The organism is Paenibacillus camelliae (assembly GCF_023715345.1).
GTDB lineage: Bacteria > Bacillota > Bacilli > Paenibacillales > Paenibacillaceae > Pristimantibacillus > Pristimantibacillus camelliae.
The window spans coordinates 263,726-283,064 of sequence record NZ_JAMBNY010000003.1 but is presented as its reverse complement, the minus strand read 5'-3'; the positions used below and the strand labels follow the sequence as shown (position 1 = coordinate 283,064).

The following is a 19,339-nucleotide window of genomic DNA, read 5'->3' as shown; positions in this document are numbered from 1 at the left end:
CATCTGCTGCGCTAAGTGATACTAGCGTGCCAGGATCAACCGCACCACTTGCTACACTCGCAGTAGGAATTTCCGCTTGTGGTTTAATGGTATAGCTTAGGGTAAGTACGCTACTGTTAATCCAGCCCGGTCTTACTGCAATTGCTTTGATCGTTACTGCTTCTGTAATAGAGATCGGAGCAGTATAAAGCGTGCTGCTTGCACTTGGCGTACTACCGTCAATTGTATAGTAGATACTTGCGCCATCTGCTGCGCTAAGTGATACTAGCGTGCCAGGATCAACCGCACCACTTGCTACACTCGCAGTAGGAATTTCCGCTTGTGGTTTAATGGTATAGCTTAGGGTAAGTACGCTACTGTTAATCCAGCCGGGCCTTACAGCGATAGCTTTGATCGTTACTGCTTCTGTAATGGAGATCGGAGCAGTATAAAGCGTGCTGCTTGCACTAGGCGTACTACCGTCAGTCGTATAGTAGATACTTGTGCCAGCTGCCGCGCTAAGTGATACAAGCGTACCAGCATCAACCGCACCACTTACAATATCAGCAGCAGGAATCGCTGCGCTCGGCGTACTTACTACTGGTGGTACAATCTGAGGCTCTTCTTCCTCAGGAACCTCGACCATAAGATCTTTTCGAGCAGAAATTCCGCTATTATGCTCGGACACTACAATGTAAATAAGTTGATTGTTTTTTATTGATGAGGTATCGGCTATGACAGCCATGCTATTCGTGTCGATATAAGCGGGAACTGAAGCGTTGACACCTATTTGTAATGAAGATAGGATTTTACTTGTTACAACCTGACCGTATTGATTAAATAATTTAAATGGGAGCTTGATTGATCTTGAATGAGGAATTCTGTCTGAATTATAGTCAAATTCAATTTTTACCACTTTCTCAGGAGTTACCGTTACTTTAGCAGTTTTCTCACCTTCTTGACTATTCTCAAGGCCAGATAACTGAACAATGTAATCTCCTTCTGCCATGCTTTCATTAAAGGTAAACGTAGCCTGCTTATCATCATTCCAGACAAGAGACCAGTTAGTTGATGATTCTTTGGGTACTGTAAGTGATAAAATAGCCTTGCTTGTATCAACGCTATTATTTAGTTTCACTACCAATGTTTTTGGATCAATGGCTTGGAATGAACTAATAGATATTAAAACTGATAATTTATATTGCTTGTCCGCTTCATATGTAGCTAAAACGAGCTCAGATCTTGTTGCGTTTGATGTGCCGCCAAATTCACCGTTTTCGCCACTCGTTAGTATCTTCTTTTCCACGGCTAAGGCTACATAGCCTTTAGCCCAATCATCAACAGATGGGTCATTCATGCCAGGTGTGGCTTGAGCGTCCTTTTCCCACCCCAAACCACGAACTAAAAAGGTTGCGAGTTCTTGCTTTGTCACTTCACCCGTGGGATTGTATCTCCCGTCTCCAACACCATCTGTAATTCCCGCTGATTTCAATGCATGGATGTAAGGAGCAGCCCAGTAATTTTCTGGTACATCGTCAAAACTGGATGTATCAGGAGATGTGTCCATATCCAAACCGAAAATCACTGCTGCAACCTTAGCGAATTGAGCCCGGTTCATTTTGTCATTAGGACCAAAGACCCCTTCACTAAGACCATTAAATACACCAGCTTCTATTAGCTCGTCAAACTTAGCTTTCGTCGCTGCATCTAGATCTTTTAAGTCTTCAAAGTCAGCTGAGGTCTTTGCAGATGCGGTTTTGCTATCTGTAAAGAAGACGGTGCTATTAATGCATAATAACATTATTAAAAATATACTGATAAATTTACGACGCATGATGCTTCCCCCTTAAATAAATAGTAAATTCCAGAAAATAGTATAACAAATAAATAGAATATGTTGTTTAAAGAAATCTTTAACTACAGAAGTACTAACTAATAAATTTATTAATATTAGGCTTCAGTTCTTAACTCACTGTAATATTCTTTTCTAATACTTAATCATCACTATCCTTTATGGTAGTACCTATCATTAAAGTGCGTACTACTTTTTTATTTGCCGCCCATTTATACTAACCATACGTTAAACGAAAGGAGAACATAATATGAACATAGCTAAAACGTATGATCACGGTGTTGCATGGGAGGAAGGGAGCGGCATATCCCAAGGGTATTCGATTAACGGCACGATTTATGTTTCGGGTCAATTTTCCCACGATATGCAGAGTAATTTTGTCGGTGCGGGGGATATCGAGGCGCAGACCAAACAGACACTTGAAAATCTAGATCGTGTACTTGCTGGATTCGGGGTAACGAAGTCAAACCTCGCTTATGTAGAGATTTACCTGACGGACGTGAAGGAGCATTTCGAGCCTTGCATCGCATTATTTAGAGAATATATGGGTCAGCACCGGCCAGCAGGCAGTCTCATTGGTGTGTCAGAGCTAGCGTTTCCTGAGCAATTAGTCGAAATAAGCGCTGTCGCTCATAAAGCTTAATGAATGCATCCATGCAGCAGCTCCTAGGATGAGTGGCCACTCAGGGTATGGAGTTAATGGTAAAACTCGTCGACCGCATCCCTGTTCTGTATAGGGAAGCGGTCGATGCATGACCACGTTATTCTCTTGGGATACGTTTATAGTTCGACTCTCCAGTTGCTCATCATCTTGGCAACTTCCGGATCTCGGTACGATAAGAATAGACTCTCTCCCGTATCGAGATTGGAAATCTTCTTCATATCGTCCACACTTAGGTGAAAGTCAAAAATATCGAAATTCTCGATGATTCGCTCTTTGCGTACCGATTTTGGAATGACAACAATTTCTCGCTGAACAAGCCAGCGCAGCACGATTTGAGCGACAGATTTATTGTGTTTTTCTGCTATGGTGGTCAACAATTCGTTGCTAAACATATTGCCTTGTCCTTCAGCGAACGGCGCCCACGATTGGTGTTGCACGCCTTGCTCTTTCAAAAAAGCAGTGCTCTCTGTCTGCTGGTAGAACGGGTGCGTTTCAATTTGGTTAACGGCGGGTGCGATTTCATTATGCATGATGAGGTCCATTAGACGATCTGGCAAAAAATTGCTGACTCCGATGGCCTTGATTTTGCCTTCACGGTACAGCTCTTCCATCGCGCGCCAGGTGCCGTAGTAATCGCCGAATGGCTGGTGGATCAGGTAGAGGTCGAGATAGTCGAGCTGCAGCTTCTTCAGGGACTTTGCAAAGGCAAGCTTGGTACTCTCGTAGCCAGCATCCTGAACCCAAATCTTGGTCGTAATAAACAGCTCTTCACGGGGTATACCGCTACGCTTGATTGCACGTCCGACCGCTTCTTCGTTCAGATAACCAGCAGCGGTATCGATAAGTCGGTAACCGACCGACAGTGCTTCATATACCGCGTTCTCGCACTCTTTTGCATCGGGAATTTGGTAGACACCGAGGCCTAGTATTGGCATCTTCACGCCGTTGTTCAATGTTACAGTTTGCATTGAAATTCCTCCTATTGATCATATGGATAGTTGCAACCATGCTATCTCGGAAATTGGGAACTAAAGAGGGATTTCCGATTACGGCTTAGTTGCATTACAATAAGCTTAGTACCTTCGTGTTACACGAAGGCAAGAGGCTATTATACTTTTTTCTCTGAGGAGGATGCCACATGCATACGGTCAAAGAAGCCGCTCAGATCACGGGACTCACTGAGCACGCCGTGCGGTTTTATACGGATAAAGGCCTGGTGCCCAGCGTAAAGCGCAATGAGCATAATATTCGATTGTTCGACCAAGAATCGATCAACTGGTTGCATGGTATTAAATGTCTCAAGCAATCTGGGATGCCGATTGATGTCATTAAAATGTACAACGATTTATGTCTCAAGGGGGATTCTACCATTCCGCAACGCTACACACTTATGATGGAGCATAAGGAAGCTGCGCTCGCTAAGCTCGAAGAAGCCAAACGGCACGTTGAACATTTGGAAGAGAAGACAGCTCTATACCAAGCCATTCTGGAGCACCGCTCTCCAGACACAACTAATCCCGCCAATTGGGATAGAATTCAGCATATGCATGGTGACGTGTTTTATAAGGCTTCGCAAACATAGCATGAAATGGTGAAGAGAGAATCGTTATAATTCTCTCTTTTTTGTGCTAAAAAACATTAAAATAAAGCGATTGACCCTGGACTTTACTCCAATGATATAATTTCACTGAAAAGGAGGAGGAGTATATAAAAATTAAGGTTTTTCATATAAGGAGAGAATCATGATGACGAATAAAAAAATTGTTCATGTTGAATATGCCATTGCCTTTGCATTTTTAATTTTTATTTATATGAGTTTCGACTTTCCGATTTGGTTATTTTTTGTTCTTTTGTTCGTTCCTGATCTCACCATGCTCGGTTATGCGATGAATAAAAAAGTAGGCGCGATTGTTTATAATCTTGGACACACGTTTATTTTTCCTCTGCTTTTAGCATTAGGGCACTTATATTTCAAAAACGAGTATCTACTTTTAGTGTCGATCATCTGGATAGCTCATATTTGTATGGATAGAGCGATAGGTGCTGGTTTGAAATATCAAGATTCTTCATTTACCAATACGCATATACAGAGGCTTTAAAGAATACAAAGTTTCAAGGCACATCAGACAAGACTCTTCAAATAACGCTATCAAATTTCTACCAGAATCTGCACCATGACTGGAGAAGCATGATCGAATGACGATAAAAGTATAAATGCTTAAGCCTTTTACCTTATCTTATGATTGAGCTGATTGTGCTGTCGGTTTAAGCAAGCTGCGAGGATGGTCTAATAACGAGCTCGTTCACATCAACTCCATCAGGTTGCTCGATGGCATATGCTATAGAACGAGCGATGGCGGAGGCTGGAAGCGCAACGCGGCGATATTCCTTCATGAGTTGCCTTGCTCCATCATCTGTGATACTATCGGCAAGCTCGGACTCCGTAACGCCCGGCGACACAAGAGTTGCACGAATGTGGCTTCCGACCTCTTGCCGTAATCCTTCGGTAATCGCCCGAACGGCGAATTTGGTAGCACAGTAAATCGATGCGGTCGGTGACACCTCATAGGCACCGATTGATGCGACATTGACAAATTGACCGAATCCTTGTTCCTTCATAATCGGCAGACCAGCAGCAATACCATGGAGAACGCCACGGATATTTACATCAATCATGCGATTCCATTCATCAATTTTTAATGCTTCTAGCGGCGAGAGTGGCATGACACCAGCATTATTTACGATGACATCGACTCGGCCAAAATGACTCTGTGCCAAACGGACAATCGCCTTCATTTGCTCAAGCTCCGTCACGTCGAGCTGTTGATAAACAATGGAGCCTCCCGTTGCTTGTATAGCGGATGCCAGTTTCTCTAGTCGATCTAAGCGTCTAGCACCGATGACGACAAGAGCCCCCTTTTCTGCGAGCAGCCTTGCTGTCGCTTCTCCGATCCCACTGCTTGCTCCTGTAATGACAACAACTTTACCTTTAAGTGTAGACATTATTGCTCGCCCCCTTCTTTACTTTCTAAGTAAAGCACCATACCTGCATGGTACAGCACTCCATCAATAAAATCCCCGTCAGCCGTAAAGCCTGTATCATCCACATATTCGATATGATTGCCTTCAATAGTATATTTGCCTTGGTAAGCACTCTTGCGGTTGCCCCTAGCTTCGTCGTACCGCCCGTTCGGCAGCAGCTCATGCCGGATATAACCGTCCGCGGTAACCCACATGCCGACATAAGGATGTGAATTTGCATATTCAGTGTTCATGTTATTCTCTCCTTCAATGTTCGTATGGTGTATGGCTCTTATAACTGCAACTCCATTATGAACTGGTTCGAAGGCAGGGAGGTAGCCGGAAAGCACACAATACTTGCCTAATCCTCCAAAAGGCAATAAAATTTACTTATTCATTCAAAGATTAGGGAGGCGCACGGAATGTATGAAAGGTCTGTGAAACGAGAGAGAGAGCTGGCAGAAGTGATTGAGCGGTTCACAAAACAAGACGGCACACATGAGACGTTAATTCCCGGCTTGCGTTTCATTCGTTCTTCTGAGGCATCGGAGCCGGTCTATTCGGTATATGAACCCTCATTGTGCGTTATAGCCCAAGGCGCCAAGGTTGTCATGCTAGGGAAAGAGAGCTATCGGTATGACCCAAGCTGCTATTTGACCGCCTCCGTACATTTGCCTATTACGGGACAGATTGTAGAGGCTACGCCGGAAATGCCGTACTTAAGTCTTCAATTGCAGCTCGATATGAATCAAATAGTTGAGATGAATGAGTTGATCTATGCCACTAATACAGTCGAGAGGACTAAGGGTGAATTTGGGCGTGGATTGTATATTGATCGATTGAACGATACGCTTCAAGATGCCATACTACGGCTTGTTCGATTGCTCGATACTCCAGAAGATATTCCTGTGCTAGCCCCATACTTAATTCGGGAGATTGTTTATCGGGTTCTGCAAAACGAGCAGGGGGCTGCGCTCAGACAATTTGCTTTGATAGGCAGCCATGCCCAACGAATTGCAAAGGTGATTCAGCGGATCAACCGTGATTTTGCGATGCCCTTGCGTATTCATGAACTAGCTAAGGAGGCCAGCATGAGCGCCTCGTCCTTGTACTCTTACTTCAAGGAAGTAACCGCAATGAGCCCGATTCAGTATCAGAAGCAGCTTAGGCTGCAGGAAGCACGACGTATGCTCTATTCGACAGCAATGGAGGTAGCTGACGCTGCGTTTCAGGTCGGTTATGAAAGTCCGTCACATTTTAGTCGCGAATATTCGCGGATGTTTGGCCATCCGCCAGTCAAGGATATTAGACGTTTGCATGACGCGCTGCAAACTGGAAAGATATCCTCTTAGATCAAGAGCAGCCGGATTATCGATTAGCGTAGCAATACCTTTATCAAGAATAGTTCTCCATCATTTGCACCAAATAGCGCCGAAAATCCTCAACATAGGCTTTAGGCGCTACAATTTTTAGCTGAGTGCCGAAGCCTGCTAAAAATTGAAATCCCGTATCATTTTGAGGGACATCTATGGTCGCTTTTAATAATCCAGAGCTATGCTCCTCAATGCTCTTTCGACCATATCTTTCGATCACTTGATCCTTGATGCTAGGCGATATCCATGCAGTAACCGCGACGAGCTGCGGGAGATAACTTGCTTCATGTCCTTGTTCTGACCAATCGTCTCTAGGCTGAAACGTTCTTTCACCCATGGCGATCTGTTCAATTCGAGATAATTTGAAGGTTCGATATCCCTGTCGATGTAAACAGAAGCCTTTTAAGTACCAGCTTGATTCGCTAAAATGAAGCTCATACGGCTCGACCATTCTATTCGTTGGAGCCCCGTTTTTATCGGTATAATTGAACGAAACGATTCTTTTCATAACTATCGATTCTTGACATGTTTTTAAGGTTTCAAGTATCTCGGATCGACCCTGCCAATCATAAAATGACAGTTGTATGGAACGTTGTAGAGACAATGGGCTGACCATGGCCTCTATTTTTTTTATCGTTTGCTCGACCTCCTCGGTAAGGAGAATTTGTTCCAATCCGCCAAGCGCCGTTAATATATTCTCTAAATCGGAGTTGCTTAATAGACGCTTATCAACCTTATATTCCTTCATTATGCCGTAACCGCCATTTACCCCGTTAACAGAGTAAATGGGAATGTTGGATAAACTCAACGTTTCCATATCGCGAAGGATCGTTCTTTTAGACACATTGAATAGTTGTGTGAATTCGCTAGTAGAAACAAGCTCTTTTTTTAGCAATATCATAATAATTGCAATGAGTCTCTCGACCTTGTTCATATCAATTTCTACCTCTTTTTTTATGAGTATAATAAATGGTGCCATATAGGTGTCACCTTTTCTAAATTATACTACATGTATAACAAGAAGGAGGTTTTAATCATGTCCGCTATAATCTATTTAAATTTTGATGGTGTCGCAGAACATGCGATTGAATTTTACGGAGAGGCTTTGCAAGCAAATGCAATTAAAAAAGTGAAATTTGGAGATATCCCACAGGATCCCAATTATCCTCTGCCAGAAAATGAGCTAGCTATGATCATGGAGTCGTCAATCGAGTTCGATGGCGGGAAAATCATGATGTCGGATGTGCTTCCTTCTATGAAGAGTGTAACTGGCGAGTTGATGAAAGGAAACAACGTATGGATTAGTGTAATGAATGAGGATAAACAGAAACTGGAGATGTACTTTAATCGCTTGTCTGTAGGTGGCCATGTGATCATGCCGTTATCGAATGTCCCTTGGTCTTCGTGCTTTGGGATGCTGGTTGATAAGTTCGGGGTTTCCTGGAAGTTTAACAGTGATGCAGATCAGTTTCTTGATAGCGTCATTTCGAGCAAATCATAATACATTAGAAAAAGTGGCCTTGAATTAAGGCCCTTTTTCCATTTTTTCTAGAAAGGATGAGCTATTTCATTTATGGAAGATGTGAAGGTCATTCCAGTAAAAACGAGAGACGAGCTAAGGACTTGGCTACAGAACAATTGTCACACTGAAAGATCTTGCTGGGTTTTGGTTAGTATGGCGCCTAGCCCTGATAGGGTGTTATATTTGGACGCAGTCGAAGAAGCTCTGTGCTTTGGATGGATTGATGGCATCAAAAAGAAAATTACTAATACAGAGCTGGCTCAAAGACTATCTCCAAGAAGTAAGAAAAGCTCATGGACTGAATTAAATAAAGAGCGTGTCCGTCGTCTAGAAAAGTTGGGGCTTATGAGAAGCGAAGGGAGAATGGTTCTCCCAGATATGGACCCTAGTTCCTTCAAAATAGATAAAGCTATAGAGCAACGGATCATGGAGGAAAAGCAATTATATGATCATTTCATCGCATTGCCAGATCTCTATAAGAGAGTTAGGATCGACAACATACAAAGCGTAAAGAATCAACCAGAGTTGTTCGAAAGCAGACTAAATAAGTTCCTAACATATACGCGAGAAAACAAAATGTATGGTCAATGGAATGATCATGGACGTCTACTGAACGATTAAGCAAAAGCTGCGAAGCCATTAGGGCTTCGCGTTGCTAATGAGTTGATCATGCCCAAGTAGTAATCGTATCTACTGGTAATCGGTAGGAGGGATAACCTTGTTTGCTTGCTTTACCAATCGAAAGCAGCATGACCGGCTGGAATCTTTCCTTGTCCAGTTGAAAGACCTCTGCAATTCGATCCTTGTCATAGCCCGCCATTGGATTCGTGTCATAGCCATGGGCACGAGCTACAAGCATCAGTTGCATAGACACAAGACCGGAATCCAGCATGTTTATATCGCGCAAGGCGGCTGGAGTCAGGCTTGCATAATAAGGTCTTGCTTGCTGCAGCTGAAGTTCCTTAACTTCCTGAGGCATGTAGCCGAGTTCTACTGCCTTACTAAAAATTTCGTCCATATATTCAATGTTGTTGGCGTCGTAAAAAACTGCAATAACAGCAGAAGAAGTCAGGACTTGTGTCTGATTGAAGGATGCCAGTTGTGCAAGCTTTTCTTTGCCTTCGGGACTGTCAATCACAAGGAAACGCCAAGGCTGCATGTTAATGGCAGAAGGTGCGCGGGTAGCTTTAGCTAAAATTTCTGTCATTTCCTCTCGACTGATCTTAACTTCGGGGTCGTAAACCTTAACGGAACGACGTTCCAGTACAATGTTGTTAAAGTCGTTTGTTTTCTGTTAATTGCTTGTAAGATTGCTCATGCCTATTTCTCTCCTTTTACGGTTAAATTCGGAAATGATGTTGCTCACCATTACGTTAAAGATGGTAAACTATAAAGTGTACTTTATAGCAAGCACTAAAAAGGGGGGCATGAGGTGAGGATAAGTGAAGTAGCAAAAAGTACTGATCTTCCGATTTCAACGATCCGGTATTATGAGCAAATAGGCATTATTACCGATGAATATGTATTGAGGGATCAAAATAATTATCGGGTGTATGCGTCAGACATCATTCATCATCTAAGTGTTGTAAAACATTGTTTAGCAGTTGGTTTCTCGATACAGGATATCCGATCCATGATTGCTCAAAACGGAATGACGAAGAATGAACATGTGAGCCTGATCCAAGCAAAAATCGCGGAAATTGAAGCCGCTCAAAAAAAGTTAGATGAATCCAAACAAAACCTGTATAACCTTCTCCGGTTGGATATTACTTGTGAAGAGGGATTTGGGAAATGTTAATCGTATTATGTACAGGAGATTGAGGATGTGATGAAGATATTCTCTATCTCCTGTACTGCTATCAAAGTCAAAATGTTTTTTTGAAATTACAACATTTGCAATCATAAGGTTGATTGTAAAATAGCTATAGCGAGTGATATACTACACGATAGGAGGGTAAAAATGTAAATTCATACAGGAGAAACTCCAGTAACCTTTGTTAACTCATATCAATGGGTATACATGGGGTCTTGGTCACTCGCCGTTGGTACCAGAAAAACCATAATGGTACCACTAGTATAATTTTATTGAGAAGAAATGAGGTGAAGTTATGCGTGAGCGCATATTGCGAACTGCTCAAGAGTTAATCAACCGACAAGGACTTAAATTCACAATGGCTGTTTTAGCTGCAGAGCTTGGAACGAGTAAACGGACATTCTATGAATATTTTGAATCGAAGGAGCAGCTGATTAGTGTAATGGTTGATGAGGTTGTCGCTGAAATCAAGGAGTCACAACAAGCGATCTATCACAATAAAAGCTTAACTAATGCACAAAAGCTTGAACTAGCATTGACCCTCCTTCCGAAGGGGATACATTTCAATGACCGCCGTCTAATGGCAGACCTGAAACGGTTTTTCCCCGATGAATGGAAAAAGATCGAGCAATTACTACATGAGGAGTGGGGGGCAATTGCAGCAATTATAGCCGCAGGCATCGATACTGGCGAATTTCGCAACGTACATATTGCTACAGTTGTTCAAATGATGAAAGGTGCATCGTTTGCTTTGTTTGACCCAGACTTTTTGACACATACAGACAACTCGCTCGTTGAAGGTGTACGGGCAATGGGCGAAGTGTTTTTGAAAGGTCTGAGTGCAGAGTCTGAGTGACCCCCATTGAGGAAAGTGAAAATTGGAGGCTTATGATGGATACGTGGAAAAAAGCATTAATGGCATTGTTCTTAATTACCGATGTTGGGTTCATACTGTATTGGGGCATAACCGCATTGAAATTAATTCCACCTGAATATTTATATCAGGACTATTCGAACCCCTTGCTGGTTTCCTGGAACTGGTCTTTTTTTGCAATAGATATCTTCATATCAATGACAGGGTTTTATAGCTTTTACTTGTTAAAAAAGGGGCAAACCTCTTGGATTGTGTGGTCTATTATTTCACTGGTTTTAACATTCAGTTCAGGCTTGATGGCTATTTCCTTCTGGTCCATCCGCTTGGATTTCGATCCTATGTGGTGGACTCCGAACTTATTTCTTTTGATTTATCCGTTATGTTTTATCCCTCGACTGTTGAGAGAGCTGCAGGGCACATCACATACATAAATTGATTGCTGTTACTTTTGAAGATGAAAGAAGAAAGATGAAAGATGCAAGATGAAGGATGCATGATGGTCAAACCTCCTTATGTAGGAAAGCCGTTGAAATTTTACGCGTGTAAAATCTCAACGGCTTAAGTCTGGCCCAGTCTTATTCTTTTGTTACTAATTTAAGAGGCGCAGCAATAAGCTTTTCTACCTCTTTACCATCGATAACATCCTTTGCTGCTTGCACAGCTAACTGGCCAATTAAAGCTGGCTGCTGAGCAATCGTTCCTGTTAGCTTACCCTCTTCGATTGACTTCAATGCGTCATCGTTTCCGTCAAAGCCTATAATGGGAATGTTCTTTCCAGAGCTTTGAATCGCTTCAATAGCGCCGAGTGCCATCTCATCGTTATGTGCAAAAACGGCTTGAACACCAGGATTACCCTGCAATAAGTTTTCCATTACCGTCAATCCGTTGGATCGATCGAAGTTTGCGGTTTGTTTAGCAATAACATCTAGCTGAGTGTCTGCAATTTCGTGGAACCCTTTTCCTCGTTCCCGAGTTGCTGAAGCACCAGGTGAGCCTTCCAGCTCAATTACCTTCGCACCTTCTCCGACTTTTTCTACAATATATTCAGCTGCCATTGAGCCACCGGCAACATTATCTGAAGCGACAAGCGTAGCGACTTCACCGTTGTCTGCAGAGCGATCGAGTGTAACGACAGGTATGTTTAACCCATTTGCTGATTGGACCGCAGTGGATATAGCAGCGGAATCAACGGGATTAATAAGTAAAGCTGTTACGCCTTGCTGCATTAAATCCTCAACATCATTGCTTTGCTTAGCAGAGTCGTTTTGAGCGTCGATGACGATGACTTCAACCCCTTGATTTTTAGCTTCAGCCATAACCCCATCCTTAACAGCAACAAAGAATGGATTATTAAGCGTAGAAATTGATAATCCCAGCTTAATGTTTTGCTCCCCCGTTGCGTTCCCTCCGCCATCTGACTTGGACCACTCTGGTGCATCCGTTGTACAAGCTGATAGCAGCATTAATGTTACTAGTAATACAATCGTTGTTATTTTTCTCATGATAAGTTACTCCTTTTTGTATTGGTCTAGGCTTTTTTACGATCTAGTAAAACGGCAATGGCAATAACAATCCCCTTAACGACCATCTGATAAAAAGATGATACGCCAAGTAAATTTAGACCGTTATTTAATATGGCTATAATTAAAGCACCAATGAGTGTACCAACAATTCGACCACGTCCTCCCGTTAGGCTTGTCCCCCCTAATACGACTGCTGCAATCGCATCTAGCTCATATGAGGTACCAGCTGTCGGCTGTGCGGAGTTAAGCCTTGATGTTAAGATTGCACCGGCCAGAGCTGACAGTAATCCGATTAATGCATAGATCATGATCTTAATTCGGTCTACTTTAATACCAGAAATAATGGACGCTTTTTCATTTCCACCAATAGCGTACGTTTTACGGCCAAATGGTGTCTTATGAAGAATGATCCACAATATAGCAAACACGATGAGCATCGTAATAGCAGGTACCGGAATGCCAAAGAGATAACCACGTCCTAGAAATTGAAATGCTGCTTGATTTCCGAGGCCTGTTATAGGATTACCGTTGGTGTATACGAGTGTTAATCCTCTAAAGATGGTCATTGTCGCTAACGTTGCGATAAAGGGAGCCATTCGTCCTTTCGTAATTAATAATCCGTTAATTCCACCTAGAATCCCGCCTAATAAGCAACCCAATATGATGGCGATAATCGGATCCCAACCTGAGACCATAAAATTAGCCATCACAGCACTAGATAGGGCAAGAATAGAGCCGACAGATAGATCAATCCCACCTGTTAATATGACGAAGGTCATCCCAAATGCAATTAATGCGTTTATCGATACTTGTCTAAGTAGGTTTAGGATATTGAGGGGCTCAATAAAGCTCGGATTTAAGATGGTTACGATAACGATTAATATAATTAACCCCAGTAGCGGACCAAGCTTTTGCGTGATGTTACCGATTCCAAACCCTTTACGTAAACCTTCATCCTTTGTTGTCATCTCATTACTGTCCTCCTGTAGCTAGCGTCATAATCTGTTCCTGTGTTGCCTCTTCTTTCGAAAGTTCGCCACTAATTTTGCCCTCATGAACAACATAGATTCGGTCACTCATCCCAAGCACCTCAGGTAATTCAGAGGAAACCATAATAATCGCGACTCCTCGTTCAGCTAATTCATTCATTAGCTGGTAAATCTCTCTCTTTGCACCAACGTCAACACCACGCGTTGGTTCATCTAAGATGAGCACGCTAAGTCCGATACCGATCCATTTGGCTATAACGACCTTTTGCTGATTTCCTCCTGATAAATTTCGCACAATCGTGGATGAGGATTGGGTTTTTATATGCAGACGTTTAATAAGCAGCTCAACAAATTCTTGCTCCTTCTTATTATTAATGAGCCCTTTCGGAGCAAAGCTATAGAGGTTGGTTAAGACCATATTGTCCTTCACGGAGAAATCCAGCACTAAGCCTTCATCCTTACGATCTTCCGTAACGAAGCCAATCCCAGCCTTCATCGCATCATTGGGGTTATGAATAACGGTTTTCTTTCCCTTAACCAAAATCTCGCCCTGATCTAAGGAATCTAGCCCAAACAAGGTTCTCATGATTTCCGTTCGTCCGGAGCCCATTAAGCCAGAAAAGCCAACAATCTCACCGGCACGCACCTTGAAATTAACATCAGTAAACTGCCCTTTTTTTGAAGCCTGCTTTACCTCTAGCACGATGTCGCCTGGTTTTGCTTCATGAGAAGGGAATCGATCTGTTAATTCACGCCCGACCATTTTTCGGACGACATCATCAAAGTTTGTTTCGGAAATCGGCTTCGTATCTACGGTTTTTCCATCTCGCATAACGGTGATCCGATCACAAATCGTAAAAATTTCCTCCATGCGATGTGAAATATAAACGATAGATACCCCATCCTTTTTAAGGGATGCGATCACCTCGAAGAGCTTTTGAATTTCACGTTCTGTTAATGCGGCTGTAGGCTCGTCCATGACGATCACTTTGGCATTGGTCATAAGTGCTTTAGCAATCTCAATCATTTGCTTTTCGCCTACAGAGCGTAAGCCAGCTTCTTGGTGTAACGGAATCGTGACTGAAAGCTTCTTAAACTGCTCGGATGCTTTTTTGCTCATTTCCTTCATATCAAGTAAGCCTATTCCCGTAGATAGCTCTTTACCAATAAACAGGTTATCTAGTACAGACATATCACGCCATATATTTAATTCCTGATGAATAAAGGCGATGCCAAACTTTTCCGCTTCTCGTGGATTGTCAAAGTACGTTTCTTTTCCATCGATGATGATGGTTCCTTGATCGCGCTTATGTAACCCAATCAAAATATTCATCAAGGTAGACTTGCCGGCTCCGTTTTCCCCCATTAACGCATGAACTTCCCCATCTTTCAGTTCAAAATCAACGCCAGTTAGAACACGATTCGCACCGAATGACTTATAAATATCATTCATTTTAATGTACATTGTGTGTGAGCCTCCTTATTGTCCAAAATTCACACCGGCTTGTAGGATGCAATTTGCATACGGTGTTGCTTCACCTGTTCGAATGATCACTTTTACATCATGCGTTAATTGTTTAAACTCCTCGTGGCTAACCTCAACCACTTCAATGTCATTACATTGCTTAAGCATAAATTGAGAAACCGGACGATTCTGATCGGCAAGCTCTTTGGCGAGAATAACCTTCTCAATGACCATATCCTCGAATATTACCTTCACAACCTCTTCATAGCTTGGCAGGCCAAAACGAAGGGCCAAATCAATCTTTTCTATATGCTCAGGAATAGGTAAGCCAATATCCGCAATCACGATCCTATCCGTATGCCCTAAGTCCGCTAATATCTTGGAAATGTGACTATTCAATATGCCATGCTTCTTCATCTTTAAAGCTTCTCCTCTACTTCCGCTCGTGAAGGCATGCCACCTTGAGCGCCGAATTTCGTTACAGATAGTGACGCAGCACGATTAGCAAACTTCAACGCAGAGTCGATAGGATTACCTTCAGCTAAGGATACGGCTAAGGCTGCATTAAATGTGTCGCCAGCACCTGTTGTGTCCACCGCGTCAACTTTATAGGTAGGTACAAGCACTTCATGCTCTCCATTAAAGTAACGAACGCCCTTACTACCTTCGGTTATAAAGAGCTTGTTTGGATATAGCTGTAATGCTTGGCTTGTATTAATTTGAGGAAATAAAATAGCACATTCATGCTCATTAGGTGTAAGATACTGAGCCTGCTCAATGATTTTCTGGGATATGCTGCGAGCGGGTGCAGGATTCAGTAATAGTGGGACATTGTACTTAGCGCAAATATCACTAACATAATCGACCGTTTCTTCTGGGATTTCCTGCTGTATCAAGACGATATGTGCAGTTTTTATTGGCTCTAATGATTTATCAATTAGTGCAGTCGTTACGTTGTCATTAGCGCCCTTCACAACGATAATACTGTTATCACCTTCGGCTAATATAATATGGGCCGTTCCACTATCAACTTCAGAGGATCGTTCGATATAAGAGATATCTACAGCATTTTGCTTAAAGTTCTCTAAGATCGTATCACCATAAAAGTCAGTTCCGACGCAACCGATCATCGTTACTTGTGCACCTAGTCTTGCAGCAGCGATGGCTTGATTGGCACCTTTGCCACCAGGTACGATTGAAAATTTATCTCCAAGCACCGTTTCTCCAGCCTGCGGTCGTTTCGTTGAGGTTACGACTAAGTCCATTGCACAGCTACCGATCACACATACCTTTACCAATTCCATCAACCTTTCATGAGTTCCGACAATCTTGTGAGTATCATTTGTAAATATGATGATGAATATACAGTTTCAGACTTTTGCTTCACAACAAAAAAACCGTTGAAGCTTTACGTGTGTAAAATTTCAACGGTTTCATCTATAGAGGCATAGGATAGTGTGTGTAGAGGCAGTTATGGAGTTGCTAAGGAATATTTATTAATCGTCATTACTCATGGTTCTAATCAGCATGCTAGTTAGCGATTAGAACCATTTTTCTGTATAGTTTCGGATCAAGATTGCTTCTGGTTTTGTACTCCCCATTCGCACAGCCCTTCCAATACAGGTAATAAGGATTCAGCCTTTTCAGTGAGATAATACTCAACCTTTGGTGGGATATTAGGGTATTCAACCCGTCTAACCATCTCGTCTTTTTCCAGCTCTTTGAGCTGAGAGCTCAGCATCTTATATGTAATCGCTCCTATTTGCCTTTTTAGTTCATTAAAGCGAACGGGCTGATTTTCGGCTAAAAGGTAAATAATGACCATCTTCCACTTTCCTCCGATGACCGATAACGTATAGCCAAAAGGTGTATCCTGAATATTTTTCACCTTGCCTTTATACTCAACCATACTCATCGTAACACTATCCTTTCTAATCGTATCTAGCTTTAACAAGCGTACTGTTCCATGATCTACCTATAGTCTATCATAGCAATTCTTTAAGGTAAGGAGAACAAAAAAGTAACTCAAAAAACAATGAACATAGATGACTGTAAATATATTGACAATACCCCAATAATAGGTGAAGATGTGCCTATTAAAGTTTTACTGTTGAATAACCGTCCAATGAAGTTGCCCAAGCTCGGATGGGCAGCTTTTTTGTTTGGGAAAGGAGGAGTTTATGTACAGAATTGCGATATGTGATGACGATGAGAAGGAGAGAGACAAGGTCAGAAATATGCTGGTCACACTATCAGTCAAAAGTGGAAACGAGTTCGAGGTTGCAGAATTTGCTTCCGGCGAGCAATTGATTGCACATTACGAGAGGGAGGAAGCTCCTTTTCATATTCTCATCCTAGACATTGAAATGAAAGGCATAAACGGCATTGACACGGCGCGCACTCTGCGTAAAATGAAGCGGCACCACGAACAGATCATATATTTGACGAGCTATGCCGAGTACATGATGGATAGCTTTGATGTGATTACATTCCAATACTTGATGAAGCCCATGGAACCGGAAGTATTCGAGAGCAAGATGCTGAAGCTGTTCCGATACTTTGAAGAGCGAGACCAGAACTTATTGATTATTAAATCAGCCTACGAGGACATTGTACTACAGACCGACGATATTATTGCTATTGAAGCGGCCAAAAGCTTAACGGTAAAAAGCCAGCTGAAATTTACGACGATACATGCTGTCTATTATGGACGAGGATTGATCTCACACTATGCGACGGCATTAAAGAATAGCAAATTTCTTCAGATACACCGTTCAATTCTAATTAATTTGCTTCACGTACATAAATTTTCGGGAAGCAACGTGGTCATGACTAACGGATTAGAGCTACCAATTGGTCGATCTAAGGTCAAGGAAGTCAAGGACGTCTGTACAAAATTTATGGTGATGAGGGCGGAATGAACATGGATCCATTTATTGTGCTATTAAATGTAGTTATTCCGTTAGTCATGACCGTGCAGGTTAACTTTTATTTTAACTCCGTCTTCGGTAAAGAGAAAAGCAAACCGACGAAGTGGCTGTATATCTTGGCATTCCTTATTGCCAATGTAATGTTTCTGAATGTGCCGCTACCTTTGCTTGGCTTTAATTTATTAATGATGGCGGCGATTTTTTGTCTGTCACTCGGATATGAATCAGAGCTGCGAATGAGAGTCGTGTTTTCCGTGCTCTATATTGTGCTGCTAACGCTCGTCCACTCCATTAGCGTATATGTACTTGATCCATCACTAACTGATATACCTAAGTATACATACACCGCCAATGAAGGCGATCAACTGCTGTTTGGCACAAGATTATTGCTAAGCTATATCCTAATGTTTGCAGTGGTACAGGTTATTCGAATGTTGGCTAAACGTAGAAACTATCCATTGAGTTTACGCTATCATATTCTGTTCCTTAGCGTACCGCTAATTAGTACCTATCAGGTGAATGTGCTAACGATGTACAGCGAAAAGAATCTGCATTACTATCTCGCTGTTAGTGGCCTTATTGTATTGAATATTTTGGTCGTATATATTCTTGATACGATTATGGCTAGGTTTCAGCTTATGCATCAAAATGCACAGCTCCAGCAGCAGATGGACTATCAAGAAGCCAATTATGAAAAGACGGTGCACAGCTTTAAGAAGATTAAAAGTATCATTCATGATACGAACCAGCAGCTATTATTTATCGATGAATGCATGAAGCAAGGGAAAACAGCTGAAGCGAGCGAGCATATCCGCGTCACGCTAAACAAGGTTGAAGATGCATATGACCGGATCAATACGGGTAACCTCGCCATCGACGCCTTATTGACCAACGCCTTAAACATTGGGCAGGCTAACGGAATTAAGATAATCACTGAGCTTCGTCTTTTCGATCGAGAGCTTCCTATCGAGCGTTATGACTTATGCGTCGTGCTAGGTAATTTGCTGGATAATGCCATTGAGGCATCAAAAAAGATAAAACTAGCAGATGACCGGCAAATGGTTGTGAACATCCGTTCCAGCGAGTCTGCGCTTTTTATTCTGATTCGTAATCACGTGGAGCGAGAGGTAAACGATTTGCAAAGCAAAAAAGTGAACCCGGAATTTCATGGCTTCGGGCTAACCAATATTAAGCGAATCTGCGAAAAATATGGCGGGCATATGACAATTGAAACTAAAGCGAATCTATTCGAAAACATGGTCGTCCTGCCGTTTCCCGACACTAACAATTCCCGTACGTAATGCATTTCGGGGATTGTTTTTTTCGTTTCGGGT

The 19,339-nt window shown here is 42.3% G+C and carries 23 protein-coding genes; 11 read left to right on the top strand and 12 right to left on the bottom strand.

Annotated features, from left to right (window positions below; genetic code table 11):
• Positions 1-1,813: chitobiase/beta-hexosaminidase C-terminal domain-containing protein (locus tag M3180_RS09165; RefSeq protein ID WP_251667082.1), on the bottom strand; the 1,813-nt coding region annotated here is incomplete at its 3' end.
• Between the two features lie 268 nt (positions 1,814-2,081).
• On the opposite strand from M3180_RS09165, the gene M3180_RS09160 reads away from it, so the two are divergent.
• Positions 2,082-2,474, top strand: a complete 393-nt coding sequence (locus M3180_RS09160) for a RidA family protein (RefSeq protein WP_251667081.1) — start codon at positions 2,082-2,084, stop codon at positions 2,472-2,474.
• A gap of 137 nt (positions 2,475-2,611) precedes the next feature.
• On the opposite strand, the gene M3180_RS09155 is transcribed toward M3180_RS09160, so the two are convergent.
• Positions 2,612-3,463 carry an aldo/keto reductase gene (locus tag M3180_RS09155; RefSeq protein ID WP_251667080.1) on the bottom strand — a complete coding sequence of 284 codons (852 nt, stop codon included), beginning with the start codon at positions 3,461-3,463 and terminating at the stop codon, positions 2,612-2,614.
• Between the two features lie 170 nt (positions 3,464-3,633).
• On the opposite strand from M3180_RS09155, the gene M3180_RS09150 reads away from it, so the two are divergent.
• Positions 3,634-4,077, top strand: coding sequence for a MerR family transcriptional regulator (locus M3180_RS09150; RefSeq protein ID WP_251667079.1), 444 nt, complete (start codon positions 3,634-3,636; stop codon positions 4,075-4,077).
• A 160-nt stretch (positions 4,078-4,237) separates the two neighbouring features.
• Entirely contained in the window at positions 4,238-4,594 is a 357-nt protein-coding gene (locus tag M3180_RS09145) for a DUF4260 domain-containing protein (RefSeq protein WP_432806918.1), read from the top strand.
• A gap of 166 nt (positions 4,595-4,760) precedes the next feature.
• Here the strand turns inward: M3180_RS09145 and M3180_RS09140 are convergent, their stop codons facing one another.
• Together M3180_RS09140 and M3180_RS09135 are read right to left on the bottom strand one after the other, a co-directional pair.
• Positions 4,761-5,498 (bottom strand): SDR family oxidoreductase, encoded by a 738-nt coding sequence (locus M3180_RS09140; protein WP_251667078.1) that lies wholly within the window; start codon positions 5,496-5,498, stop codon positions 4,761-4,763.
• Complete coding sequence (locus tag M3180_RS09135; protein WP_251667077.1) at positions 5,498-5,770, bottom strand: Atu4866 domain-containing protein; 273 nt, start codon at positions 5,768-5,770, stop codon at positions 5,498-5,500. The genes M3180_RS09140 and M3180_RS09135 overlap by 1 nt, the downstream gene beginning before the upstream one ends.
• Before the next feature lie 168 nt (positions 5,771-5,938).
• Here M3180_RS09135 and M3180_RS09130 point away from each other — a divergent pair, with 168 nt between their 5' ends.
• Positions 5,939-6,868, top strand: coding sequence for an AraC family transcriptional regulator (locus tag M3180_RS09130; protein WP_251667076.1), 930 nt, complete (start codon positions 5,939-5,941; stop codon positions 6,866-6,868).
• A gap of 43 nt (positions 6,869-6,911) precedes the next feature.
• Here M3180_RS09130 and M3180_RS09125 read toward each other — a convergent pair whose 3' ends face one another.
• Positions 6,912-7,823 (bottom strand): helix-turn-helix transcriptional regulator, encoded by a 912-nt coding sequence (locus M3180_RS09125; RefSeq protein WP_251667094.1) that lies wholly within the window; start codon positions 7,821-7,823, stop codon positions 6,912-6,914.
• 102 nt (positions 7,824-7,925) lie between these two features.
• Here M3180_RS09125 and M3180_RS09120 point away from each other — a divergent pair, with 102 nt between their 5' ends.
• Together M3180_RS09120 and M3180_RS09115 are read left to right on the top strand one after the other, a co-directional pair.
• Positions 7,926-8,390: a VOC family protein gene (locus M3180_RS09120; RefSeq protein WP_251667075.1), complete on the top strand. Its 465-nt coding sequence runs from the start codon at positions 7,926-7,928 to the stop codon at positions 8,388-8,390.
• A 72-nt stretch (positions 8,391-8,462) separates the two neighbouring features.
• Complete coding sequence (locus tag M3180_RS09115) at positions 8,463-9,032, top strand: YdeI/OmpD-associated family protein (protein ID WP_251667074.1); 570 nt, start codon at positions 8,463-8,465, stop codon at positions 9,030-9,032.
• Positions 9,033-9,078: 46 nt separating this feature from the next.
• Here M3180_RS09115 and M3180_RS09110 read toward each other — a convergent pair whose 3' ends face one another.
• Positions 9,079-9,681 (bottom strand): nitroreductase family protein, encoded by a 603-nt coding sequence (locus tag M3180_RS09110; protein ID WP_251667093.1) that lies wholly within the window; start codon positions 9,679-9,681, stop codon positions 9,079-9,081.
• Between the two features lie 162 nt (positions 9,682-9,843).
• Between M3180_RS09110 and M3180_RS09105 the strand changes: the two genes are divergently transcribed.
• The 3 genes from M3180_RS09105 to M3180_RS09095 all read left to right on the top strand — a co-directional run bounded on the left by M3180_RS09105 (position 9,844) and on the right by M3180_RS09095 (position 11,529).
• Positions 9,844-10,209: a MerR family transcriptional regulator gene (locus M3180_RS09105; protein WP_251667073.1), complete on the top strand. Its 366-nt coding sequence runs from the start codon at positions 9,844-9,846 to the stop codon at positions 10,207-10,209.
• A gap of 310 nt (positions 10,210-10,519) precedes the next feature.
• Complete coding sequence (locus M3180_RS09100; RefSeq protein WP_251667072.1) at positions 10,520-11,080, top strand: TetR/AcrR family transcriptional regulator; 561 nt, start codon at positions 10,520-10,522, stop codon at positions 11,078-11,080.
• A 35-nt stretch (positions 11,081-11,115) separates the two neighbouring features.
• Positions 11,116-11,529: a DUF5360 family protein gene (locus M3180_RS09095; RefSeq protein ID WP_251667071.1), complete on the top strand. Its 414-nt coding sequence runs from the start codon at positions 11,116-11,118 to the stop codon at positions 11,527-11,529.
• A 144-nt stretch (positions 11,530-11,673) separates the two neighbouring features.
• On the opposite strand, the gene rbsB is transcribed toward M3180_RS09095, so the two are convergent.
• The 6 genes from rbsB to M3180_RS09065 form a co-directional block, all read right to left on the bottom strand.
• Entirely contained in the window at positions 11,674-12,600 is a 927-nt protein-coding gene (rbsB, locus tag M3180_RS09090) for a ribose ABC transporter substrate-binding protein RbsB (protein ID WP_251667070.1), read from the bottom strand.
• Between the two features lie 26 nt (positions 12,601-12,626).
• Positions 12,627-13,589 carry an ABC transporter permease subunit gene (locus tag M3180_RS09085; protein ID WP_251667069.1) on the bottom strand — a complete coding sequence of 321 codons (963 nt, stop codon included), beginning with the start codon at positions 13,587-13,589 and terminating at the stop codon, positions 12,627-12,629.
• Between the two features lie 4 nt (positions 13,590-13,593).
• Positions 13,594-15,075 (bottom strand): sugar ABC transporter ATP-binding protein, encoded by a 1,482-nt coding sequence (locus M3180_RS09080; RefSeq protein ID WP_251667068.1) that lies wholly within the window; start codon positions 15,073-15,075, stop codon positions 13,594-13,596.
• A gap of 15 nt (positions 15,076-15,090) precedes the next feature.
• Positions 15,091-15,492 carry a D-ribose pyranase gene (rbsD, locus tag M3180_RS09075; protein ID WP_251667067.1) on the bottom strand — a complete coding sequence of 134 codons (402 nt, stop codon included), beginning with the start codon at positions 15,490-15,492 and terminating at the stop codon, positions 15,091-15,093.
• Positions 15,493-15,494: 2 nt separating this feature from the next.
• Positions 15,495-16,373 (bottom strand): ribokinase, encoded by an 879-nt coding sequence (gene rbsK, locus M3180_RS09070; protein WP_251667092.1) that lies wholly within the window; start codon positions 16,371-16,373, stop codon positions 15,495-15,497.
• Positions 16,374-16,645: 272 nt separating this feature from the next.
• The gene (locus M3180_RS09065) at positions 16,646-16,990 is read right to left on the bottom strand and encodes a winged helix-turn-helix transcriptional regulator (protein WP_251667066.1); all 345 of its coding nucleotides are present in this window, start codon (positions 16,988-16,990) and stop codon (positions 16,646-16,648) included.
• A gap of 265 nt (positions 16,991-17,255) precedes the next feature.
• Here M3180_RS09065 and M3180_RS09060 point away from each other — a divergent pair, with 265 nt between their 5' ends.
• Positions 17,256-17,996, top strand: a complete 741-nt coding sequence (locus tag M3180_RS09060; protein ID WP_251667065.1) for a LytR/AlgR family response regulator transcription factor — start codon at positions 17,256-17,258, stop codon at positions 17,994-17,996.
• Between the two features lie 2 nt (positions 17,997-17,998).
• Positions 17,999-19,306 carry a sensor histidine kinase gene (locus M3180_RS09055; protein ID WP_251667064.1) on the top strand — a complete coding sequence of 436 codons (1,308 nt, stop codon included), beginning with the start codon at positions 17,999-18,001 and terminating at the stop codon, positions 19,304-19,306.
• The last annotated feature ends 33 nt before the right edge of the window (positions 19,307-19,339 follow it).